This window comes from Mycoavidus sp. HKI, assembly GCF_020023735.2.
GTDB lineage: Bacteria > Pseudomonadota > Gammaproteobacteria > Burkholderiales > Burkholderiaceae > Mycoavidus.
The window spans coordinates 667253-692015 of sequence record NZ_CP076444.2 but is presented as its reverse complement, the minus strand read 5'-3'; the positions used below and the strand labels follow the sequence as shown (position 1 = coordinate 692015).

The window sequence follows — 24763 nt, the reverse complement described above, 5'->3', positions numbered from 1 at the left end:
TCAGTCATTTAGCTAAAAGGGCTAGCCTTGATTTACCTTGGCTTTCAAAGAAGGGCCAATTTTAAAGAGTTGGCAGTCATTCTGAATACCCAATTTACGGTAAGCGGCCCTCTTTTGAGCACTCACTGTTTTTATACTGCGTGAGAATTTTTCTGAAATTTGCGTCAATGTCAGGCCCTCAAGACAACAACGTAAAACTTCACGTTCACGGGGAGATAAGATATCGTAATCCGTACGTAAATCCTGCCCCGTATGCCCCAAAGTGACCACTTCGCTTAGCGCATAAGATGGACCAGAAAGTTGTTCTGCCAACTGCACGCCTAAGTAAGCCTGCCCGGAGGCAACAATACGAATCGCCTGCGGTAGCTCGGCTAAATTCTGGCGCTTACTAAAAAAACCGCGCGCACCCGCGCGCATCACTAACATCATGGTGGCTGGATCATGATGCGCTGAGGCCACAAGGACTTTAATCCTTTCATAACGCACGCTTAGATAGCGGACCAAATTAACGCCATCAAGATCGCGCTCACCCAATGAATAATCTATCAGTAAAACATCACAAGTATGAATTCTAAGCGCAGCTAGCAACGCACGGCTGGTAATGAAGGTACCAACGATCTTAATATCCGGCGCTGCGCATAATTGCGTCTTAAATCCATCCAGTACTACCGGATGGTCGTCAAGCAGCATAACAGTTAAAGCAGGAGTAGACATAGCATTTAGCTAGCAATGGGCGATACAATGCAAGCCCTAGCATAATAAAGGGCGCCTACAAGAAGCGCCCCAAAAATGTTTTTAGTTAAATCACACGCACTAAGAAAGTAATGGCGCGCCGCTAGGTGAAATATCTTGCTCAATGCCAGCCAGTAACCAACCTTCATGGCCTCGTTTAGTGAGATTCCATTGTTCAGAAAACGGCTGAGCATGGGTCCCCTGCTCTTCCCGAATCAATCCTGAGAATTGTACGCTCGCTAAAGTCTCGCCTGCTTGCTCTTCAAGGCCAATTAGCGCGGCTTCAAGTTGCACAATTTCTGTTTGATTCAACGCCATACCGCGCTCAGCTAGATCGAGTTTGATCTCAGCAAACATGGCCGGGGTTGTGAATTCACGAATATCGGCCGCATCGCCGGCATCCCAAGCGGCCTGTAGGCGGACGAAAAGAACTTTGGCGTTACGCAAAAAAAGCGTCGTATCAAAATGGGCTGGCACAGCGTTTACAGGCTGTACTGCTGTATGAGCAGACGCCATACCGCCGCTAAATTGCGACGCCATACCTTTCTGATCTTGCGCAAAACCCGCACGCATATCGAAATTCGAGCCAGCGTTTGAAGCCATTGCCGGCTCATGCGCACCACGCATAAACGCTGGCGAAGCCGCCGCGCTATTACGCGCCCGTCGCGCGGCAAGCCAACGCACCAACCAATAACCAAGTAGAGCAATTCCGCCAATGATAATTAGGTTAGAGAGCAAGCCACCTAACGCTCCACCTAAACCCAGGTGAGACAAAAGAGCGCCAATCCCTAGCCCAGCAGCAATCCCGGCCAGCGGACCGAGCCAGCGATTACGCGTTGGCTGGGCAGCCGCATGGGGCCGACTTGGGCGCGGATTAGGAGCGGCTTGCTGGCGCTTAAACATCTGCGCTTGGCGACCACTGCTACGGCCGCCGCCCATGCGTTTAGCCTCAGCCTCTTGCATCATCAGTCCCAGCGCGAGCACACTGGCTAGCATCAGCACAACAACGCGCTTTAAAGTCAGCCTGGCCATCCGCCGCGCCAGGAAATTCCGGCCAGCACGAGCCGATGAACTTAGAGAGAAATCAGCAAACTGTATAGCTGATAAAGAAAACATTGGATAGACCTCAGTTAGAAAATTAATACTTTATGCCAATATGCAGGGCAACCGCCCCTACCGCCAAATTATGATAATTGACCTGATCGAAACCTGCTTGTTCCATCATCGCCTGCAAAACGTTTTGATCAGGGTGGACCCGGATCGATTCAGCTAGATAGCGGTAACTCTGCGCATCACGCGTAACCTTGTGGCCAAGCCATGGCAATATTTTAAATGAATAAAAATCATACAGCTTAGCCAAGGGCGCCCAGATCTTTGAGAATTCAAGCACTAATAATTTGCCACCCGGTTTGAGCACGCGCCGCATTTCAGCGAGTGCCACCTCTTTATGCGTCATATTACGTAAACCAAAAGCCACCGTCACCACATCAAAATAGCCAGCAGGAAACGGAATTCGCTCCGCGTCACATAAGAGTGTAGGCGTGATCAAACCTTGATCGAGCAAGCGGTCCCTGCCCACGCGCAACATCGATTCATTAATATCAGTGAGCCAAACCTCGCCACCTTGATTCAAGTCACCCACTTGTTTGGCAAAAGTTTTAGCCAAATCTCCGGTGCCGCTAGCCAAGTCAAGCACCTTAAAACCTGGCCTTACACCGGCTTGCGCAACAGTGAATGCTTTCCATGCCCGATGGAGGCCGACCGACATTAAATCATTCATTAAGTCGTATTTTGCGGCAACCGAATCGAATACGTTTGCCACTTTGCGCGCCTTCTCGTTTTCAGCAACCGTCTGAAAGCCAAAGTGCGTTTTACTCATTAGATCAACCTTCCATAATAAATCATCAGTGAGGCGCCACCACCGGCTGACTTGCAAGACCACTCATGATGGCTGCTCGCAATTCAAGCGCACGGCTGCGGCGTAGCTGTAAAACCGCTTCGGCTGTGGCGCGCACGCGCTGCCCCCAGATCGGCGCTGGGAAATGGGCGTCATCAGCATAGCGCGGAATCAGATGCCAGTGCAAATGCGGCACTTGATTACCAAGGCTAGCCAGGTTCATTTTTACGGGCTGCATCACCCGCCGGATAATCTGCTCAACTTGACTGACGATATCGATTAAATATTCCCGTTGCCGAGGCTCAAGCTCCGAGAACTCAGTCATATGGTTATTCCATATAACCCGGCAAAAACCCGGGTAATCGGCTTCATCGATAGCCACAACCCGCACTTTATCGTCATGCCAAAGTAAATCGCCCCCAGCAGTTTCGCATAACACACAGTTTGTCATACTAGCACCCGTTCAATCCCTCCCGCATTGGCCTGCTGCACATAATCGGGCAACCAATTTTCACCTAGCAGGTGACGCGCCATTTCAACCACAATATAATCTGCATCAATATTAGCATCGTCATGATAGCGCGCTAGCCCTTGCAAGCAAGATGGGCAGCTTGTTAACACCTTAACTTCGCCAGCAAAACCATCCGCGCGCACGCGCGCTGCACCTTTCTTAAGCTCTTCCTCTTTACGAAAACGCACTTGCGTCGAGATATCCGGGCGCGTAATCGCAAATGTACCCGCCTCACCACAACAACGGTCGCTTTTTTCAATTTGGCTTGGACCCGCCTCGGTACCCATTAACTGGTTGACCAGTTGCGTCGGATTCATGGTTTTAATTGGCGTATGGCAAGGATCATGGTACATATAGCGCACCCCCGCTACGCCTTCCAGTTTAACCCCTTTTTCGAGGAGGAATTCGTGAATATCAATTAACCGGCAACCTGGAAAAATTTTGTCGAACTCATAGCCTGCCAGCTGGTCATAGCACGTTCCACACGAGACAACAACGGTCTTAATATCCAGGTAATTCAAGGTATTGGCCACTCGGTGAAATAGCACGCGGTTATCCGTGACGATTTTTCCTGCCTTGTCCTCTTGCCCGGCACCGCGTTGCGGATAGCCACAGCACAAATAACCAGGAGGCAGTACGGTTTGCACGCCCACATGCCATAACATCGCTTGCGTCGCTAGCCCGACTTGCGAAAAAAGCCGCTCGGAGCCACAACCGGGAAAATAAAACACGGCATCTGAATCGACCGTCGTGGTGTGCGGATTACGAATGATCGGCACAATTTTATTGTCTTCAATATCAAGCAACGCGCGCGCGGTTTTTTTCGGCAAATTACCCGGCATTTTCTTGTTAACGAAGTGAATCACCTGCTCCACAACCTTAGCCCTACCCACACTTGTAGGGGGCCGCGCCGTTTGCTTTTTGGCGAATCTTTTCAGCACGACGTGACCTAGCCGTTGCATTTTATAGCCCCAGCCAATCATTGCCTGACGAGCGAAACGAATCGTTCCCGGTGCCGTCGCATTCAGAAAAAATAAACTGGCCGCCGTTCCTGGATTAAATTTTTTCTTACCCATTTTGCGCAATAAATTGCGCATATTCATCGACACATCGCCAAAATCAATATTGACGGGACAGGGCGACAAACACTTATGGCACACCGTGCAATGGTCAGCCACATCGTTAAATTCATCCCAATGTTTCAGCGATATGCCACGGCGCGTCTGCTCCTCATATAAGAAAGCCTCAATCAACAGCGAAGTAGCCAGAATTTTATTGCGCGGGCTATATAATAGATTCGCTCGCGGCACATGGGTGGCGCACACTGGCTTGCATTTACCACAGCGCAAGCAGTCTTTAATACTATCGGCAATCGCCCCAATGTCAGATTGCTGCATTAAAAGCGATTCATAGCCCATCAGCCCAAAACTAGGCGTATACGCATGACGTAAATCTGCATTTTCAAGCAATTTGCCTTGATTAAAATGCCCATTAGGATCAACCCGCCGCTTATACGCCCGGAAGTCAGCCAACTCCGACTCGCTCAGAAACTCAAGTTTAGTGATGCCAATGCCGTGCTCGCCAGAAATCACGCCATCAAGCGAACGTGCAAGCTGCATAATGCGTGCAACGGCCTGATGCGCCTCTTGCAACATCTCATAATTGTCTGAGTTGACGGGAATATTGGTATGCACATTACCATCGCCTGCATGCATATGCAGGGCGATAAACAGCCGCCCACGCAGTACGCGCTGGTGAATCGCCTGCACTTCATCGAGAATCGGCTTAAATGCAGCGCCATTAAAAATCTGTTGCAATGGCTTAAGAATTTCGTTTTTCCATGAAATTCGGATGGTATGGTCTTGCACTATATCGAATAGGCTGGCCTGTGGCTGAGCGCTAAGGCGTTGCTCAAAGGCGGATTCAAGCGGCGCATAGCCAAGTTGCAGCAATTGAGTATAGGCACTAGCGAGTGGTGTAGCGAGTTCTGCGCGCACATATTCCCAGCGCACGTGGACCTTGTCTAGCACCTCGAGAACATGCTGTAGCCGGCCTTCAAGCCATTCAGCATTTGGAATGTCGTTGGCTTCGCCGCTCTTACCGAGTGGCAGGGCCCGGCTCTTAAAAAAAGTTTCAAGCGCGCTCACCAACTGCAGCTTATTCTTGAGTGACAACTCAATATTAATCCGCTCGATATGATCCGTATATTCACCCATGCGATGGAGTGGAATCACTACATCTTCATTGATTTTAAACGCATTGGTGTGTTTCGCAATGGCAGCTGTGCGCGAGCGATCCAGCCAAAAACGCTTACGCGCTTCCGCACTCACGGCAACAAAGCCTTCGCCATTTTTGCTATTGGCTATGCGTACGACTTCGGAGGCCGCCGCCGCCACTGCGTCTGCATCATCGCCAACAATGTCGCCAATCAGCACCATTTTGGGCAAAGTAGCGTCCACGCCATGCTGCTTCGATTTAGCCGCATAGCCTACAGCGCGTAGATAGCGTTGATCTAAATGCTCAAGGCCTGCTAAGGTCGCACGGCCCGCTGCAGAGGCTTCAAATAAATATTGCTTAATCTCAACAATGCCTGGAATCGCATCGCGCGCCTGACCGAAAAACTCAAGGCAAACGGTACGGATATGCGCCGGCATTTTGTGTAAAAGCCAGCGCGCACTTGTAATCAGCCCATCGCAGCCTTCTTTTTGCACCCCTGGCAAGCCAGCTAGAAATTTATCCGTGACATCTTTACCAAGCCCTTCTTTACGAAAACGCCAACCCTCTATCACGAGTGTCTCTGTGCGCAGCAACGCTTCGCCTGGCGCGCGTTTACCATCGAACCATTTCAATTCAAAGCGGGTCAGCGGCACCTCATGAATTTTACCCTGATGATGCTCAAGGCGCGTCACTTCAAGCCAATTTCCATCTGGATCGACCATCCGCCACCAGATCAGATTATCAAGCGCCGTACCCCACAAAACTGCTTTCTTGCCACCTGCATTCATAGCAATATTGCCACCAATGCATGATGCATCGAGCGAAGTGGGATCAACCGCAAAGACATAACCTGCTTGCTCAGCCGCCTCAGTTACGCGCCGCGTCACGACCCCCGCGCCGCTTAAAATCGTGGCCGCTTGACACTCTCTTGTGTGACCAGGCAGTTCAATCAATTCAACCGCGCCAAGTTGCTCAAGTTTTTCTGTATTCAGGACAGCTGACCAGGGCGTTAGCGGCACAGCGCCGCCGGTATAGCCGGTGCCACCACCGCGCGGAATCACCGTCAACCCAAGTTCTATGCAGCCTTTAACTAAACCAGCCGTTTCGGCTTCATGATCCGGGGTCAGGACGACAAACGGAAATTCAATACGCCAATCGGTTGCATCGGTCACATGCGAGACGCGCGAGAGACCATCGAATTTCACATTATCTTTATGCGTATAGTGGCTTAGCACTTTTAGCGTACGCTGGCGCAGCGCACGTATGCGCTCAAACTCAGCGCTAAACGCTGCCACGGCCCCATGAGCGGCGACGAGTAATTGCTGCACTCGAGCCGTGCGCGCACGGCTCACTTCATCAGCACACGCATCTAAATCAAGGCGTCGCCGCTTTTCGATTTCAGCTAAGCGGTGGTTCAGTGCTTTGATAAGCAGGGTCCGGCGCTTTGGATTATCAAGCAGATCGTCTTGTAAATAGGGATTACGGCGTACCGCCCAAATATCCCCTAGCACTTCATAGAGCATCCGAGCGGAGCGACCTGTACGGCGTTGCCCGCGCAATTCGTCGAGCGCATGCCAAGCTTCTTCGCCCAGCAGCCGGATGACGATTTCTCGATCAGCAAAGGAGGTGTAGTTATACGGAATTTCGCGCAAGCGCGCAGCGGGTTGTTGTGCTTCAAAAGTCTGAGATGATGCGTTCATGTCTACTTATAGCGAGCCAGCGGCCTTGCCGGCAATAATTGGCGCGAGATCGAATTGTACTGTATCGCTCACGCTGCTTAAAAGAGACCTTACTCCATTCCTTCCTCTTGTACTTTTTCCAAATGAGGCGCCTGTTCCTCTTCCCTCACTGTTTTAAGCTCATCTGAAGTAAAGTAAACAAATTGCGCGCCCGTCTCAAACCAATGCTCAAAATGGTTATCTTCGATCTCTTCCCATGAGGGTTGATCACCTACTATGGCATATTTATACCATTTTTTATTTCCTTCAAAACGGCGAAATACTATCAGGAAATAAGATTCATCCTCTTTTTTTTGAAAATTTTCAAGATTCTCAGATGCAATATCGAAATTAGTTAATAACACTACTCTTTCAGTATTTATTATTTCATCTTTTGTAATATTATCTTCACTCAGCCTAAGAAATTTTTTCTCACAAAAATCTGATTCGGATAGCCGATTAAAATATATCTTTAATTTTACTTCTTCGTTGGAATCATCAGCATACAAGCAATACGTATCCAAACATAAAAAGAGAGAAAAATCACTAGAAAGCCCAGAAAAAACCTTTGATTTCAAATCGTTATATGAAATACCTAAATTAGAAATCTTATGTTCTAATCTATTTGAACTAGACTTCGGCGACTCCACCCAATTTTCACTCATCGAAAGTTGGTTTATATCAGTCACAATAGCAAGAGTAGACGAGATGGAGGATGCCGCGGCAACAGAAACAGGAAGAGAGTAACGCTTAACAAGAGCTTCTTTTTTTGGGCATGCATAATTCTTCGCAAGAGGAATATAAACCTCCGAAGGCCATGATGCGGAATTTCTCTTCATCAAAGACTGATCCATACTATGCCTAAAATTAGAAGGAGGCGAGACAGGAGATGATGGGATTGATCTTGGATTAGAAGGGAGAGGACAGCGCCTAATAAGAGGCTCTACCTGCTGGCCTGCGCGATTACTCTCAATAGAATTTCCGGAGCCCTCCCTTGTCGAAAACTGAACCATATTAAGCGCAGAATTAGAAACGGGTGAGGTAGGGGATGATACGATTGATCTCGAATGAATAGGGGAAGAATAACGCCTAACAAGAGGGTCTTTCTTTTGGCCTGCACGACTCCCCCTAATGGAGTTATAAAGCTCAGACGAGGGCCACGGTACGGAATCACTCTCCTTCGAAGGCTGTGATAAGCCTTGGTGCTTTCCAATTAGCATCTCAAGCGGCTCTACGAAATTCTCACCCGCTGGAAATTTATTTATAAAGTCAGGCCGAGGTGTGACAGGAGGTGTTACTGACTCACTGGAAAGGCTCGCAAGAGAAGGACTATTCTCATCTCCCCCTCCACAAGCAACCACACTTAAGCTTAGAATTACCGTAACAATCAATGACTTCATTAAATTTCTCTTTCATATTTTTTAACTGCCTCCTTAATAAGTATTTAACCAACCTAAGCCCATCAAGTCGATAAGGACCAAATTGACAGGCTTTCCCCTTAATTTTGTTCAATTCATTGAATCATCTGTTCCGGCTAATTTTACTATAAGGTTGCACTATCCGAATATTTAGGGAATTTAGCGCTATGATTGCTGTTTTTCATCAGCACTCCAACAGTTTTTAGTTACCCTTGGACTACCGCACTGGGATGAGAGCGCCGCCCCAGTCTACCCGTTATTTTTAGGTTAAGAATCAATGCATCCGCACCTGTCCCCGCTTGGTCAAGCGACTGAATACAGTACACCATACGACCCTAACTTGCTTTTTCCGATTGCACGCCAGCCGCTGCGCGAGCAAATTGGCATTTCAGCGGCTTTGCCTTTTTTGGGAGCCGATATTTGGAATGCCTATGAACTATCATGGCTTAATGAACGAGGCAAGCCTCAGATCGCGCTAGCGCGCATCGTCATTCCAGCAGAATCACCCAACCTGGTCGAATCAAAATCGCTCAAGTTATATCTAGGCTCATTTGCCCAAACACAATTTGCCTCAGCAGATCAAGTCCGCACCCTGATCAGTGATGATTTGTCTGCACTATGTGGCATGCCAGCGTCCATTATTTTGACTCAACCCGCAGCTTTCGCCACCGTGCACTGGCAAGAACTTGATGGCTTGCTGCTTGACCGGCTTGACCTTGATATCAATCAGTATGAGATCGCGCCTGAATTATTATCAGCACACTTTAACGAGGCTGACATAGAAGAAACGCTCGTCTCTAATTTACTCAAATCAAACTGCCCAGTCACCGGCCAACCTGACTGGGCAAGCATTCAGATCCGCTATACTGGCGCGCCAATTGACCATGCCGGATTATTGCGCTATCTGATCTCTTATCGGCTGCATACTGGCTTTCACGAGCAATGCGTTGAGCGTATTTTTATGGACCTCATGCAGATTTGCCGGCCGGACAAACTCGCCGTCTATGCGCGCTATACGCGGCGTGGCGGGCTTGATATTAACCCTTTCAGAGCGAATTTCAATCTATCGCTACCCAATAATATGCGTACCGCTCGCCAATAATACAGCCGCTCTTCAGGGGCGTTTAACGATACGAAGCGGACTTCGCCGCTTCTTCGCGAACGAATGAATACGCACGCGAATCATCTTCACACATGCTGTGCTTCATCGAAAAACGCCTGCACTTCACTCAAATCACGCGTACGTTTAAACGCTGGCAAACTTTGCCAAATCCGCCGTCCATACGGCTTATCAATCAAGCGCGAATCACAAATCATCAATACGCCTCGATCCGTTTCAGCCCGAATCAACCGGCCAGCACCTTGCTTTAAGGCAATCACCGCTTGCGGTAATTGATAATCAACAAACGGACTCAGCCCTTGCTTCTCAAGCAATGCAAGCCGTGCCGCAAGCACCGGATCATCGGGTGGCGCGAACGGCAATTTATCAATGATGACCAGTGACAAAGCACCGCCACGGACATCCACGCCTTCCCAAAAGCTTTGACTTCCCACTAAGATGGCATTGCCGGCTTGTTGAAAACGCTCAAGCAATTCTCCTCGGCTCGCTTCCCCTTGCACCAATAATGGAAAATTCCATGTGCGCGTTTGACTGACTGCGCGTAAGCGCTGCGCAATTTGGTTGACAGCGCGCAACGTCGTGCATAAAACAAAAGCGCGTCCACCCGCGGCCTCAAGCACGGGTAAAACAGCCTCCCAAAGCGCATCGATAAAATGGGGCGAAGCGGGTTGCGGCAATCCTTGCGGCACATATAACAAAGCTTGCTGAGCATAATCGAATGGACTGGGTAAACTCATTGAGCGGTCTGCATCAAGCCCCATTTGCGCTGCATAGTGCTTAAAATTACCTTTAACCGATAACGTCGCTGAAGTGAAAATCCAAGCACGTGGGGTATCCGCGCGCTGCTTCTCAAAAATCTCGGCAATCGACAGTGGCGTGATATGCAATTGCACCGTATGTGAAAAAACTTCGATCCAGCAGACCTGATCTGTTTGAGCCGGCGCAGTTGTCTGAAAATATTCCAGCGCATCATGCAACTCACGCGTGCGCCGCAAACAAGCAAGCAGGGGCTCGGCCCGCTCAGCTTGAGCTGCAAGCGTCACCATCAAGGTGGCAAGCTGAGCCGTTAAATCGGCAAGCGCCTCATGCAAAGGATGATCGGGGGTGAGCTGAGCCAGCGGAAATTTGGCGCTTTGCGTCTCAAACGCAAGCCGTACATCACGTGCAGCTTGGCCAAGCATGGCCCCTAGATCGACCCAGTCAGCCGCATCGCGTGCGGACTGAAGCCCTTCAGCAGTGATATCTCGCGCCAACTCCAGAAACTGACTGGTAGAAATGGCATCGCCAAAAAAAAGCGTGGCGGTGGCGGGTAATTGATGCGCTTCGTCAAAGATAACCGTATTAGCGCTGGGTAATAACTCAGCTACGCCGCTATCCCGCAGCATGATATCTGCAAAAAAGAGATGATGATTGACCACCACTATATCGGCCTGCTGCGCTTCGCGGCGGGCGCGCATCACAAAACACTCTTTATAGTGCGAACATTCCTGGCCGAGACAATTCTCCCGCGTTGACGTCACCAGTCCCCAGACTGGAGCTGCTTCAGGCACCGTCGCAAGCTCTGCTTTGTCGCCGCTTTGCGTGATTTTGGCAAAACGGATAATGTCGCGTAACTGGGCAGCGTCTTGTGGCGAGGGCAATCTACCGCTACTGGCGGTGCGCTGCAAATAGTGATGGCAAATATAGTTGGCCCGGCCTTTGAGCATCGCAACCGATACCGGCGCCGTCAAAGCATCACGCACCATCGGGATATCGCGCGCAAAGAGCTGATCCTGCAAATGCTTAGTGCCGGTCGAGATAATGACTTTGCCGCCCCACAAAATAGCAGGGATCAGATAGGCGAAGGTTTTACCTGTGCCAGTGCCGGCCTCAACCAGCAATGTGCTGTCGCTACGAGCCCCTATCTCAATGGTCGCAGCAACTGCCCGCGCCATCGTAAGCTGGGCTGCGCGCGGACGATACCCCGCTAGCTTTCGCGCGAGCGGGCCATCTGTCGCAAAGAGGTGCTCAAGCTGAGCGGTGTGTTGCGCATCCAAGCCGCTTGCTAGCTCCGATTCATTGAGCGGCATCTGAATCCGGCTTGTGCTGACGCTGCGCCGAGCGAGCTGCTTGACGCCGTTTCGCGGCTTGTTGCTTGGCGTCATAACGCGCCACTTGCTGGGCGCTACGTGCAGAACGCAAACGCGCTTGCTCTAGCTTACGCCGATGGTCAGCCTGTTTATCTTGGTAACGCGCCTGGTTGCGTCGCTCTTGCGCTTTGCGCTGCGGCAAAGAAGCCGCTTCTTGCGCCCGCCGTTGCGCTAAATGTTCAGCATACTGCTGTGCGCGCAGCGCGCGCCATTCACGATCAAGTGCTAACTGCTCTCTACGCAGCGCAGCGCTATCGTCATGCATCTTGGCACGAGTTTTATTTAAGCAATAATTAACAAAAAAACGAGAATAGCAATGATGCTGCTCGAATGCGTAGCCGTAATCGAGTGCCGCGGCACGCTCATCAAGCGCTGCTTGGCGTGCATCAAGCATAGCCTGCACACCATCATCAGCGCGTACGCCTAAAGAGAGCGCCAAAAAAAGAATGGCAAGAAATGAATAGAACATAGAGAGGATTCTAACGCGTTCTTAGTTGCTTAGCTCATTTATAGCAATCAACTTTCATCTATTGCCAGATATGGCTTTCTGGGTTAGGGCTGCATAAACTCTTCGAAAACAATGAATGTTTTAAAACCTAGGAGCGGCCTATGGCAAAATGACAAATTTGCAGCCAACTGGCTCTTCAATCGATCGAAGTTTGACTTATGACGGATAACATCACTCTTGCCCTTATCCAACGCATTGCCACTGAACTTGCCGTTGCGCCACAGCAAATTGCGGCGGCAGTGCAATTATTAGATGGCGGTGCTACCGTTCCTTTTATTGCACGCTATCGCAAGGAGGCAACCGGTAACCTTGACGATACCCAATTGCGCACATTGGATACGCGGCTGGTATATTTGCGTGAACTCGAAGCGCGGCGCGCAACCATCCTGAACAGTATCGAAGAACAAGGCAAACTGACAGAGACTTTGCGTAACGCAATTAACGCCGCGGAGAGTAAGCAACTATTAGAAGATCTTTATTTACCGTATAAGCCCAAACGTAGAACACGCGCTCAAATTGCCCGCGAGGCGGGGCTTGAACCACTCGCACACGCCCTGCTATCAGACCCGTCGCTTGAGCCGCAGCATGAAGCAGAACGCTTTGTGAATGCCGAACATAACATTCCAGATGTTAAAGCTGCGCTTGATGGCGCACGAGATATTTTATCTGAGCAATTCGCTGAAACGGCAGAGTTGCTCAGTAAGTTACGCGATTATTTATGGCAGCAAGGTATCGTGTCATCGACCGTGATTGCTGGCAATACGCAGGATGAGGGCGAGAAATTCCGCGATTACTACAATTATGCACAAAGCATCCGTCTGATACCGTCACACCGCGCGCTGGCGCTTTTTCGTGGACGTGGCACCGGAGTGTTGCAGCTCAAGCTGACCCTAGAGGAGATACTTGAAACGCAAATGCCTCATCCAGGTGAAGCGATGATTGCGGAGCATGTCGGTATTGTGCAGCGCAACCGGGCTGCCGATATCTGGCTTGCCAGTGTCTGCCGCTGGTGTTGGCGCGTAAAAGTTCAGCCTCAGCTAGAAAATGAGCTTCTCACGCAATTGCGCGAGCAGGCTGAGCATGATGCAATCCTGGTCTTCGCCCGCAATTTGAAAGATTTACTGTTAGCCGCGCCGGCCGGTCCGCTGGCAGTGATGGGTCTCGATCCGGGACTACGTACCGGTGTCAAAGTTGCGATTGTTGACCGTACCGGCAAATTACTTGCAACAGATACCATTTATCCACATGAGCCCCGGCGGGATTGGCATGGCTCGATTGCCAAACTCGCGCGCCTTGCTCAAACAACCCAAGCGAGCCTAATTAGCATTGGCAATGGCACGGCTTCGCGTGAAACGGATAAGCTAGCGAGCGAATTAATCCAGCGCCATCCTGAATTAAAACTGCAAAAGCTTATCGTCTCAGAAGCGGGCGCGTCGGTTTATTCTGCGTCTGAATTTGCCGCTCATGAATTCCCCGAGCTCGACGTTTCGTTACGAGGTGCGGTCTCTATCGCACGACGTTTGCAAGATCCTCTCGCTGAATTAGTAAAAATAGAACCCAAAGCAATCGGCGTTGGCCAATATCAGCATGATGTTAACCAGCGCGAATTAGCCCGCACCCTGGATGCCGTAGTTGAAGACTGCGTGAATGCTGTCGGGGTCGATTTAAATACCGCATCTTCTGCGTTACTGACGCGTGTATCTGGGCTAAACAGTACGCTAGCGCGCAATATTGTCGATTACCGTGACCTCAATGGCCCGTTCGCTTCGCGCGCTCATTTGAAGAAGGTACCCCGTTTAGGCGACAAGACGTTTGAGCAAGCGGCAGGGTTTTTGCGCGTCAATGGCGGCGAGAATCCGCTAGATCAATCGGCCGTCCACCCAGAAGCCTACCCAATCATTGAACGTATTCTTTCAAAGCTAGGCAAGCCTATTACGGCGATCATCGGCAAGCGCGAAGTATTAGCCCCCCTCTCGCCAAGTGAATTCGTTAATGAACGCTTTGGGCTGCCAACCGTGCGCGATATTCTGGTTGAACTTGAAAAACCAGGGCGGGACCCGCGTCCTGAATTTAAAACAGCGAGTTTTCGTGAGGGCGTTGAAAAATTAAGCGACTTAACACCGGGTATGGTGCTTGAAGGAGTGGTCACCAATGTCGCTGCCTTTGGCGCTTTTGTTGACATTGGTGTGCATCAAGATGGCTTAGTGCATGTCTCTGCGCTGTCGAGCCGCTTTATCAAAGATCCGCACGAGATCGTCAAAGCGGGCCAAGTAGTACGCGTTAAGGTGCTTGAAGTTGATTTAAAACGACAACGGATTGCTTTGACAATGCGGCTTGATGATGAGGCGCCGGCGACTAAAAGCGTCGCGCAGCCGCCTCGTAATCCGCAACGACATGAGCGCAAACCAGAACCTGCTGGTGCGATGGCCACGGCTTTTGCAAAACTGAAAGGGCCGCGGGTATGATGTATCAACACTCAGCTTGATTTTTCTGAGTCATCAAACCATTCCTTTAACTTTACTTGATCTAGATTACCCCGGTGAAGTTAGCATGCATTTGCTGCATGCATTTTTGTATTATGCGTTAAATGGATGGCGCAGCAGAATCGTTTCGTCACGATCTGGGCCTGTCGAGATCATATCAATCGGCACGCCCGTAATGGCCTCAATGCGCTGCAGATATTGGCGCGCGTTCAGTGGTAAATCATCCCAAGTACGGATACCTGCTGTACTTTGCCGCCAGCCGGCAAAGCTTTCATAGATGGGTTCACACTTGGCAGCAGCAGTCGCGCCAGGTGGCAACAACTCAAGCAAGTGACCATTCATTTTGTAGCCGACGCATAGCTTGATGGTATCGAATTTATCGAGCACATCGAGCTTAGTAATGCATAAACCGCTAACACCGTTGATTTGCAACGAGCGTTTCAAGGCCGCAGCATCAAGCCAGCCAGTCCGGCGCGGCCGCCCCGTCACTGAGCCAAATTCATTCCCTGCTTTAGCCAGCGCCAAGCCGCTTAGCTCTTGCCGTTGCGGATTGTCCGCATCATAGAGTTCGCTAGGAAAAGGCCCGGCACCGACACGAGTGCAGTAGGCTTTAGTAATCCCGAGAATATAGTGCAACTGTTGCGGCCCGACCCCGGCGCCTGAGGTCGCCGCACCCGCGATACAATTGCTGCTGGTGACAAATGGATAGGTGCCATGGTCAATATCGAGCAGGGTGCCTTGTGCGCCCTCAAACAGCAGATTTTTGCCGGCGCGGTTTTGTTCATATAAAGCAGCAGAAACATCAGCGACCATCGGTGCAAGTGGCTCAGCAAAAGCTAACATCGTGTCTAGCGTTTGCTGATAATCCACAGGGTGGCCACCCAGATACTGGCTCAGTACGAAATTATGAAAATCTAGCGTGTCTCGCAGCCGTTCACTAAAGCTTGCTGGATCGAATAGATCTTGCACCCGTAACGCGCGCCGGCCCACTTTGTCTTCATACGCTGGGCCAATGCCGCGCTTAGTCGTGCCAATCTTGCATGTGCCACCGCGCCATGCTTCACGCGCCTGATCAATCGCCACGTGATAGGGCAGAATTAAGGTGGCCGCCTCAGAAATAAAGAGTCGATCTCGCACCGCAAGACCTGCCGCTTCAAGTTCGCCAATTTCCTTAAACAGCGCCTCAGGCGAAAGAACCACGCCATTGCCGATATAGCACTTCACTCCCGCGCGCATAATGCCTGATGGAATCAAGCGCAGGATGGTTTTTTGGCCGCCGATGATCAGTGTATGGCCAGCATTGTGCCCACCCTGAAAACGCACGACTCCTTGCGCATGGTCAGTCAACCAGTCAACAATTTTTCCTTTACCTTCATCACCCCATTGGGTGCCGACCACGACGACATTGCGTCCTTGGGTTACTGCGCTGCCAGACATATTGGAATCTTTAGTTGGATTAAAAATGAATGTTACTCTTTCGCTTCGACCGGCCACTGATCGCCGCGTTTAACTAGGATACGATCGATTCGTTCAATTTTAGCGCTTGCTACTTGGCATTCCTGCCGAACTATGCATAAAGCGGAAGAAGTCGCTCGTTGGGTCAACCACGATCACATCACGTTCACGAAAAGTCTGCCGATAAGCATCAAGACTTTTGTAAAAACGATAGAATTGTGGATCACGTCCGAACGCGCTTGCATAAATTGCAATGGCTTGCGCATCGCCGTTGCCCTTCACCATCTGCGCTCGTTTATAACCTTGCGCCAAGATCATTTCACGCTGACGGTCGGCATAGGAACGCTCTTCAGCAGCCTCAACCATGCCCGCCGAACGTAATTGGTGAGCGGCCTCTGTGCGCTCGACTCCCATCTGTTTGTATATCGCATCATTCAACTCTGCCGGAAAATCCAGGTGAGTCATGGATATATCGGCAATCTCAATGCCCAACATGCTTGTTTCACGCGCGATTTGTGTCTGCACGGCGTGCATTATCCGATTGTCGTTGTTGGCGACCAACTCAGCTACCGAGTGTTGCCCGAATTCTGCATTGAGTGCCGTGTGTGCCAATTGCAATAATTGACTCTGCGCAGGCGCCAATTCGTGACGAAAGTGACTAAAGTATTTATCTGGATCAGTAATGCGCCATTTAATATATAGCCTGACTAATACTTGTTTTTTATCGGCCGTCAAATAATGCTCTGGATTCTGAGCCGTCACAGTTTGCGTCCGTTTATCCAATAACATGACTCGGTCAAATGGCAGCGGCAATTTCCAGTAAAGACCGGGAGCGCTAATCACTCGCTTGAGGCTACCCAGCCCAGAAACGACCACAGCATATTGACGCTGGTCCACCACCAACAACGTTGAGGCCCCCAAGGTCAGTGCAAAGAAAAAGGCAATCAATAGGGCGATTCGGTTCATCTTGAATTTTTGTCCTTTCACCGCATTAACGTCCATCATCGTTACGGTCCCGAGTGCGCAGCATGTCGCGTAGACTCGCCGGATTAGCGCTCGCTGGCGTAGTAGGGCCAGTTGCTTGCTGACGATCGGCCGACGGCGCCGGCGACTGTCCAGCCACATGAGCCGCGCCTGCCGCTCCCTTTGCTGTAGCCGCAGGCCCTTTGCTTGGACTTGCATCAGGCGTTGCAGTCTGAGGCACTGCGCTGTTTGCCAATAGCTTATCAAGCGGCAGATGGATTAGAGCGCTAGTCATTTTGTTATCTACCAACACTTTAGTTGCATTGCCATAGACTTGCTGCATCGTTTCCAAGTACAGGTGCTCGCGAATGACCGCCGGCGCTTTTAAATATTCAGCAAAGACTTGCTTAAAACGCTCTGCATCCCCTTGCGCCTGAGCGATCACACGTGCCTTATGACCCTCAGCCTCATTAATCATCTGTGCAACGTCCGCGCGCGCGCGCGCTAGGAGTGCATCGCTATGCGCGTTGGCCTGCTTCTTTTGACGTTCGTTCTCTTGCGTTGCCTTAAGCGCATCATCAAATGCCGCCTGTATCTGCGCGGGCCACCGTATCGTTTGCATTGTCACATCTTTAATGAGAATGCCTGTGTGGTACAGATCCAGCCTATTTTGCAGCTTTTGCTTGAGTTCAAACACCGCCGTTTCACGACTGTGAGAGAGCAGATCGTCTAGTTTGAGTTTGCCCAAAACCGCGCGAGCAGCGGCTTCGCCTGCCTGCGCAATGCTAGCCTGCGCATCGACATTATTAAAGAGAAAGGCATGAGCATCTTTGATCTGATAGCGTATAGTAAAACGCGCATCGACGAGCTTGCCATCTCGCGTCAGCATTGGCGAAGCTTTAACGCCAGCCAACTCATTGCTTTTATTGCCGCCGATTTCAACCGGCTGCGCCGGGATCAGATCAACCAATGTACATGACTGGAATGGATAGGGCAAATGCCACCGGATGCCAGTCGAGGTGGTCGTATATTTATAGCTTCCAAGCTGCGTAATCACGCCTGCCTGACCCTCTCCTACAATATAGGCACCACTGCCCAGCCAAATAGCCAGCAGGAGGGCACACCCAATCCCAATGCCATAGTAACGGTTATTTTTGCCCCCGCCAAATGGACCACGCCCGCCATTAGCCGCCTCTTTTAGTCCAAACAAGCGGCTTAAACGGCGGTTGAAGTCGCGCCAAAGCTCATCCAAATCGGGTGGATTATTGCGGCTATTAACGGCCCCGTTGATTTCCAATCTTTGCCCTTGCAAACGATCAAAGCCTAACCGGGCCCGTTTATGCACAACCGAAAACCACCCGTTTCCAGACAGCGTTTTAGTCCTGAGCTGCGTCAGCATCTGTAGAGAAATTGACTGGACGAGCAGGTACCACGGTAGAGATTGCGTGTTTATATACCATCTGGGTTACGGTATTTTTTAGCAATACTACATATTGGTCAAAAGATTCAACATTACCTTGCAATTTAATGCCGTTAACAAGATAAATTGACACCGGCACATGTTCTTTACGCAGTGCGTTCAGAAACGGGTCTTGTAATAGTTGCCCTTTATTACTCATAGTAAACTCCATTTTGCTTTTTGCGATTGGATTAATAAATCAAAATATTAAAAAATTCTAATTTCAGCCAGCTATTATAACTACAGCCAATTTACTAAGTGAAGCAAAATTCATTTCTAATTAATTTAAAAAATTAATTTAAAAAATTATGCCCTACTTTCTGTCAACGTAAGGATTGCGCCCTGATCGGAACTCTACTCTTAATGGAGTACCCGTCAACGCAAATGTTTCGCGAAATCTTCGTTCAAGGTAACGCCGATAAGAATCTGTTATCGCGTCAAGCGCATTCCCATGGATAATAATAATCGGCGGATTCTGACCGCCCTGATGCGCATAGCGCAACTTTGGTCGTACCGGCCCCTTGCGACGTGGCTGCTGAAACTCAACTGCCTCGATCAACGCCCGCGTCAACTTCGGTGTTGGCAAATCTGCCATTGCCGCTGCATATGCGTCGTCAACCGAATGTACCAACGGATCGATGCCGATTTTTTTTGTCGCCGAAATAAAGTGAAACTTCGCGAAATCGAGAAATTGTAATTGTCGTGTTAACTCAGTTTTAAAACGCTCGCGCGTATGAGCATCAAGCCCATCCCATTTATTAACGCCAACGACTAATGCCCGCCCCTGTTCAATCACAAAACCCGCAATATGCGCGTCTTGCTCGCTGATATCCTGACATGCGTCAAGCAAAAGCACAACAACATTTGCATCAGAAATAGCTTGCAGGGTTTTAACTACCGAAAATTTTTCAACTGCTTCAAACACTTTACCACGACGACGCAAGCCCGCTGTATCAATCAGCGTGTAAGGCCGTCCTTGCCGCTCAAAATCAATATAGATTGAATCGCGAGTTGTCCCCGGCATATCAAACGCAATAACGCGTTCTTCGCCAAGCAACGTATTCACCAACGTTGATTTACCTACATTAGGACGGCCGACAATTGCAATTTTAACACCATGCGCTGCATTATCGGCCTCACTTTCATCCGCACGCCCAGCATAAGCAAGTTCGAGGGCATGCTCTATCATGTCGCGCACGCCTTCCCCATGTGCCGATGAAATCGCACAGGGCTCACCTAAACCAAGCTCATAGAAATCAGCAACTACCGCGCTATGCTTCATTCCTTCGGCTTTATTCACCACTAAACTCAATGGCCGTCCGGTCTTACGTAGATGATCAGCAATCAAACTATCCTGCGGCGTCATTCCTTGGCGGGCATCTACGATGAAAACAACTACATCTGCCTCATCTATGGCTTGCTGTGTCTGACGCGCCATTTGGTGGACGATGCCCTCTTTGACGACTGGCTCGAAGCCCCCCGTATCCACCACTAAATAGGGTCGCTCACCTAAACGGCCCTCACCGTAATGGCGATCTCGCGTTAAGCCAGGTAAATTGGCAACTAGCGCATCACGCGAGCGCGTCAGGCGATTAAATAAAGTTGATTTGCCGACATTGGGGCGCCCTACTAGGGCAATTACTGGCTTCATTTGGGGCGGAATGCGTATAAACTACCATTGCTCGTTTGCACAACGAGGGTACGCTTGGCTAACACCGGCTGCGCGCTAATTGCACTGCCGTCTGTTGCCATTCGCGCAACCAAATCGCCTTGCTCACGTGAGAAAAAATGTACGAAACCACGATAATCGCCAACCGCAATTGTTTGGCCAGCGATGATCGGGGTTCCTAGTCGACGGCTTTTAAGCTTGGCATTTTGCCAAAGCAGCCTGCCATTGACAGCATCATAGAGCGAAATCACTGACCAATCATCGCTTGCAACCAATGCGCTTTTATCCTGTGCAATCCCATGGTAGCTTGAGAATGGCTGCTCCCATAAAGGTTGCCCATTATGCACATTAAAACAGCCCAGGCCACCTTGAAAAGTCACGGCACAAGTTTGGTCATCTACCAACGTCGGAGCGCCGGCCACATCGTTTAAGCGCTCGACCTCGGTCACGCCCCTTGGATAGGCCACTGGCGTTTGCCAATAAGGCACGCCGTTTGAAAGATTAATCGCTGCCAATGAACCATCTGGAAAGCCAGCGAGAAACGCGCCCATACCCGCAAATATCATCTCAGCGCTGGTACGCAAATTCAGCAACGGCGCACGATTATAAAACACCCATTTTTGTTCGCCTGTTTGCAGATCAAATGCAATAATGCGGCTATCTGTTGTGCGCACTAGAACCTTACCCTGGCCAACTAAAGGGGAGGTTAAGATTTCACCGTTTGCATTAGCCTGCCATAACAATTTGCCGTTGGCATCAAGTAAATAGACAGTGCCGTTTAAGCTAGCAACGGCCACCACTGTGCCGTCGCTGCCAACCCCAGCGGATAAGTCAGTATCAAGCTTGGTGCGCCAGAGCGTCTGGCCACTGCTGGCATCAAATTTTGCTACCGTACCGTTGGCCCCGGCAGCATAAACTGCATCATCGAAAGCAATTGGCTGAAATAAATAACGGCCGCCCTTACCGACATTTGCAGTCCAGATTTGCTCGACGCCAAGCACTGGGGAAATGTCGGCGAGAGGGGTAGGAACGCGCCGCAAATCCTTCGATGATGAGCAAGCGGCGAATAGCAGCACAGCCAAGATACAGGCAAGCGGATAAAACAGAGAGCGAGGTGAATAAATCATAAAAATATTATCTTAGCCACCCAACGCATCAAGCTTGAGCTGGACCAGGCGACGTACCGGGCCATTGTTTGCATTATCCGTCGCCAACCACTGCAATGCGTCTTGATACGCTTGCCGCGCGTCATCACGTTTGCCTTGGGCCGCCAATAAATCGCCGCGGCGATCCGCATAGAGCGCTTTAAATGTATCCATCGGTGGCTGGGCAAGCAAGCTTAAACCCTGATCGTAGGCTTTTTCATCAAGCAAGATTGAAGCTAAGCGCAATCTTGCGATTTGCTGATATTCAGTATCGCGCGCATGCTCAATAGCCCATTGCAATTGGGTTTTAGCGGCCGCGCTATCGGCTGCTTGGTAGAAGGCTTTGGCGCCAATCAGTGCGCTCATCTGTGCATACGGCGTACGCTTAAATTTACTTTGCATATCGCTTATGATACGAGCAAGCCGCTCTTTATCGAGCTCCTGGGCAGATGCCTGCGCAACTTGTTGCAGCTGTTCGTAAAGGACCGCTGCTTGCGCTACCTGCCGGCTTTGCCAGTAATTCCAGCCGCTCCAGGCAGCCCCGACCAATAGCACTATGGTTAATGATCGGATGAGGGTATTACCCCACCGAGTCCACCATGTTTTCATATTATCGAGTGTTTCTTGTTCGTCGTGATAACTCATACCATTGCTTCCTTTTAGAAACGGGTTGCGCTGCTAGGCGGCAACCATTGCATCGATTAGATAGTCTAGTAAACGCTCGTTAGAGATGCTGTGCTGCGTTACATCGCTACCTGCTTCATGGGTCTTGCGCAAAGCTTTGACGGTGACCGAGCCTTGTGCAACTTCGTCCTCGCCAATGATAACCGCATATTGTGCGCCACTCGCATCCGCACGCTTCATTTGTGTTTTAAAATTTGCGGGAGCGCCATTGGCGCTACAGTGCAAAATAACGTCAAAGCTTGCGTCGCGCAGCCGTTCTGCGATAATAAAAGCCTGCGTGCGCGCAGCGTCACCCTGATGAACAAGATAGATATCGCAGCCCTGCGGCTGCGGCGTGAGTTGATCTTCTTTAAGCAGTTCAAGAACCCGCTCAATACCTACGGCCCAGCCACACGCTGGCACGGGCTTGCCACCAAGCTGCTCAAACAACAAATCATAGCGCCCGCCCCCAGCAACTGTACCCTGCGCCCCAAGTCGGTCCGTGACCCATTCAAAGACCGTCAAATTGTAATAGTCAAGCCCGCGCACAAGGCGTGGATTCAGGGTAAATGGAATATTATTTGCTTTTAGCAACTGACTTAACGCATCAAAGTGGGCCAGCGATGCTTCCCCTAAAAAATCCATTAGCTTAGGTGCCTGCTGCACCAGTTCTTGCAACGCTGGCTGTTTAGTATCCAGCACACGTAGCGGATTAGCATATAGGCGCCGCTTCGCTTCGTCATCAAGTAACTCCATATGCTGCTCTAAGTAAGCGACTAACGCTTTGCGATGTTCGGCACGCTCAGCAGGCTGGCCTAACGAGTTAAGCTCAAGCCGGATACCAGTCAAACCAAGCTCATCCCATAAACGCTGAGACAGCAAAATAATTTCAGCATCCGCATCTGGGCCAGCAAAACCCAATGCTTCAACACCAAGCTGGTGAAACTGCCGATAGCGGCCGCGCTGTGGGCGTTCGTGCCTAAACATCGGCCCGTTATACCATAAACGCTTAGGACCATCGTATAACAAGCTATGTTCAATGGTTGCCCGCACAACGGCAGCAGTATTTTCTGGACGCAACGTCAAGCATTCGCCATTTAGCGCATCCACAAAACTATACATTTCTTTTTCAACGATATCCGTCACTTCACCGATACCGCGCGTAAAAAGCTGCGTTTGCTCAACAATTGGAGTACGGATATTATGATAGCCGTATGCGCTTAGTGCTGCTTTCGCAGTATTTTCAAAAAACTCCCATAGGGCTGCGTCCTGCGGCAGGATGTCATTCATCCCTTTGATTCCGGTCAGTTTTTCAACCTTCTTACGTTGCTCTATCATGGATTTTAATTGACTCTATTTTGTTGAATCTTTTTTTAGTTTACTGCAAGCGCACTGCCGAAACGGCGCTCAATATAGTGGCTGATAATTTGCTGAAATTCTTCAGCAATTCGCTCGCCACGCAAGGTCACTGATTTTTCACCATCAATAAAAACCGGAGCTGCCGGGTTTTCGCCAGAACCTGGCAAGCTGATGCCAATATCAGCATACTTCGATTCGCCCGGCCCATTCACAATACAGCCCATCACCGCAACCTTCATTTTTTCAACGCCTGGGTAGCGTTTGCGCCATACCGGCATGTTCAGATGCAAATAATCTTGGATCTGGGCGGCCAGCGTTTGAAAAGAAGTGCTCGTCGTCCGTCCACACCCCGGGCAAGCAATCACCACTGGCGAAAATGCGCGTAAACCTAGAGCTTGCAAAATGTCTCGGGCGACGATCACCTCGCCCGTACGCGTAGCGCCAGGTTCAGGCGTTAGTGAAATACGAATGGTGTCACCAATGCCAGTTTGCAATAAAATAGCCAGCGCAGCAGTGGATGCCACAATACCTCTTGAGCCCATGCCAGCCTCAGTCAATCCGAGGTGAAGAGCATAGTCGCAACGCTGCCCGAGTTCACGATACACGGCAATCAAATCCTGCACACTACTGACTTTGCATGACAGCACAATCTGCTTAGCCGTAAGCCCGAGCTCAAGTGCTCGCTCGGCGCTACTTAGTGCAGATTCAATCAATGCCTCAACCATCACGCTTTGCGCCGAGATAGGCTCGGCACGCTGCGCATTGTTGTCCATGATGCGCATTAAGACAGTCTGGTCAAGGCTACCCCAGTTAACGCCGATACGCACGGGCTTATTATAACGACATGCTACTTCGATCATCTGCGCAAATTGAAGATCGCGCTTAGCGCCTTGGCCAACATTGCCCGGATTAATCCGATACTTTGACAAAGCCTGCGCGCACGCAGGGTAATCGCGCAACAATATATGACCGTTGTAATGAAAATCACCAATCAGCGGCACGGGCACGTCCATCCGATCAAGCTGCTCACGGATAATAGGCACCGCCTGGGCCGCCTGTGGCGTATTGACGGTAATCCGGACCAACTCAGAGCCCGCTTGCGCTAGCTCTTTGATCTGGATTGCAGTCGCAATCGCATCTGCTGTATCCGTGTTGGTCATTGACTGGACGCAAACTGGGGCCGCCCCGCCAATCGTGACTTGATGCTCCCCCCAGCGCACGAGTACCGGCTGCGACAGACGGCGACATGCCATAGCAGCAGTAACAGGCACGTCCTGTAACGCTGGTTTGTTGTGCGTTTGCATCCCGCTTCTATCC

Annotated in this window: 19 protein-coding genes; 2 read left to right on the top strand and 17 right to left on the bottom strand. The window is 50.3% G+C overall.

The genetic code is table 11. From position 1 onward, the window contains the following. Positions 1-21: 21 nt before the first annotated feature. The 6 genes from KMZ15_RS02850 to KMZ15_RS02825 all read right to left on the bottom strand — a co-directional run bounded on the left by KMZ15_RS02850 (position 22) and on the right by KMZ15_RS02825 (position 8475). The gene (locus tag KMZ15_RS02850) at positions 22-714 is read right to left on the bottom strand and encodes a response regulator transcription factor (protein ID WP_223693991.1); all 693 of its coding nucleotides are present in this window, start codon (positions 712-714) and stop codon (positions 22-24) included. Between the two features lie 99 nt (positions 715-813). Continuing rightward, positions 814-1848, bottom strand: coding sequence for a Tim44 domain-containing protein (locus tag KMZ15_RS02845; protein WP_223693989.1), 1035 nt, complete (start codon positions 1846-1848; stop codon positions 814-816). A gap of 22 nt (positions 1849-1870) precedes the next feature. Beyond that, the gene (gene ubiE, locus KMZ15_RS02840; protein ID WP_223693987.1) at positions 1871-2611 is read right to left on the bottom strand and encodes a bifunctional demethylmenaquinone methyltransferase/2-methoxy-6-polyprenyl-1,4-benzoquinol methylase UbiE; all 741 of its coding nucleotides are present in this window, start codon (positions 2609-2611) and stop codon (positions 1871-1873) included. A 25-nt stretch (positions 2612-2636) separates the two neighbouring features. Continuing rightward, positions 2637-3080: an HIT family protein gene (locus KMZ15_RS02835; RefSeq protein WP_223693984.1), complete on the bottom strand. Its 444-nt coding sequence runs from the start codon at positions 3078-3080 to the stop codon at positions 2637-2639. Beyond that, positions 3077-7057 (bottom strand): DUF3683 domain-containing protein, encoded by a 3981-nt coding sequence (locus tag KMZ15_RS02830; RefSeq protein ID WP_223693982.1) that lies wholly within the window; start codon positions 7055-7057, stop codon positions 3077-3079. Before KMZ15_RS02830 ends, KMZ15_RS02835 begins: the two co-directional genes overlap by 4 nt. A gap of 89 nt (positions 7058-7146) precedes the next feature. Next, on the bottom strand, positions 7147-8475 hold the full coding sequence (locus KMZ15_RS02825) for a hypothetical protein (RefSeq protein ID WP_223693980.1): 1329 nt from the start codon (positions 8473-8475) through the stop codon (positions 7147-7149). A 295-nt stretch (positions 8476-8770) separates the two neighbouring features. On the opposite strand from KMZ15_RS02825, the gene queF reads away from it, so the two are divergent. Further along, positions 8771-9595, top strand: coding sequence for an NADPH-dependent 7-cyano-7-deazaguanine reductase QueF (gene queF, locus KMZ15_RS02820; RefSeq protein ID WP_223693977.1), 825 nt, complete (start codon positions 8771-8773; stop codon positions 9593-9595). Between the two features lie 86 nt (positions 9596-9681). Here queF and KMZ15_RS02815 read toward each other — a convergent pair whose 3' ends face one another. Continuing rightward, positions 9682-11682: an ATP-dependent DNA helicase gene (locus tag KMZ15_RS02815; RefSeq protein ID WP_223693974.1), complete on the bottom strand. Its 2001-nt coding sequence runs from the start codon at positions 11680-11682 to the stop codon at positions 9682-9684. Beyond that, the gene (locus KMZ15_RS02810) at positions 11669-12211 is read right to left on the bottom strand and encodes a hypothetical protein (protein WP_223693972.1); all 543 of its coding nucleotides are present in this window, start codon (positions 12209-12211) and stop codon (positions 11669-11671) included. Before KMZ15_RS02810 ends, KMZ15_RS02815 begins: the two co-directional genes overlap by 14 nt. A gap of 197 nt (positions 12212-12408) precedes the next feature. Between KMZ15_RS02810 and KMZ15_RS02805 the strand changes: the two genes are divergently transcribed. After that, complete coding sequence (locus KMZ15_RS02805) at positions 12409-14715, top strand: Tex family protein (protein ID WP_223693970.1); 2307 nt, start codon at positions 12409-12411, stop codon at positions 14713-14715. Between the two features lie 111 nt (positions 14716-14826). On the opposite strand, the gene KMZ15_RS02800 is transcribed toward KMZ15_RS02805, so the two are convergent. From KMZ15_RS02800 to ispG, 9 genes are all read right to left on the bottom strand, one after another. Then, a complete protein-coding gene (locus KMZ15_RS02800) occupies positions 14827-16170 on the bottom strand; it encodes an adenylosuccinate synthase (RefSeq protein ID WP_223693968.1) in 1344 nt (447 codons plus the stop codon). A gap of 99 nt (positions 16171-16269) precedes the next feature. Continuing rightward, positions 16270-17193, bottom strand: a complete 924-nt coding sequence (hflC, locus tag KMZ15_RS02795) for a protease modulator HflC (protein WP_223693966.1) — start codon at positions 17191-17193, stop codon at positions 16270-16272. Further along, positions 17180-18496: an FtsH protease activity modulator HflK gene (gene hflK, locus KMZ15_RS02790; RefSeq protein WP_223693964.1), complete on the bottom strand. Its 1317-nt coding sequence runs from the start codon at positions 18494-18496 to the stop codon at positions 17180-17182. Before hflK ends, hflC begins: the two co-directional genes overlap by 14 nt. Positions 18497-18527: 31 nt before the next feature. Beyond that, entirely contained in the window at positions 18528-18770 is a 243-nt protein-coding gene (hfq, locus tag KMZ15_RS02785) for an RNA chaperone Hfq (protein WP_223693962.1), read from the bottom strand. Between the two features lie 153 nt (positions 18771-18923). Beyond that, positions 18924-20261: a ribosome biogenesis GTPase Der gene (der, locus tag KMZ15_RS02780; protein ID WP_223693960.1), complete on the bottom strand. Its 1338-nt coding sequence runs from the start codon at positions 20259-20261 to the stop codon at positions 18924-18926. Beyond that, entirely contained in the window at positions 20258-21406 is a 1149-nt protein-coding gene (gene bamB / locus KMZ15_RS02775) for an outer membrane protein assembly factor BamB (RefSeq protein WP_223693958.1), read from the bottom strand. The genes der and bamB overlap by 4 nt, the downstream gene beginning before the upstream one ends. A gap of 12 nt (positions 21407-21418) precedes the next feature. Then, entirely contained in the window at positions 21419-22069 is a 651-nt protein-coding gene (locus KMZ15_RS02770; RefSeq protein WP_223693956.1) for a tetratricopeptide repeat protein, read from the bottom strand. Positions 22070-22102: 33 nt separating this feature from the next. After that, positions 22103-23425: a histidine--tRNA ligase gene (gene hisS / locus KMZ15_RS02765; protein WP_223693954.1), complete on the bottom strand. Its 1323-nt coding sequence runs from the start codon at positions 23423-23425 to the stop codon at positions 22103-22105. A gap of 35 nt (positions 23426-23460) precedes the next feature. Beyond that, the gene (ispG, locus tag KMZ15_RS02760; RefSeq protein ID WP_223694659.1) at positions 23461-24750 is read right to left on the bottom strand and encodes a flavodoxin-dependent (E)-4-hydroxy-3-methylbut-2-enyl-diphosphate synthase; all 1290 of its coding nucleotides are present in this window, start codon (positions 24748-24750) and stop codon (positions 23461-23463) included. Between the last annotated feature and the right edge of the window lie 13 nt (positions 24751-24763).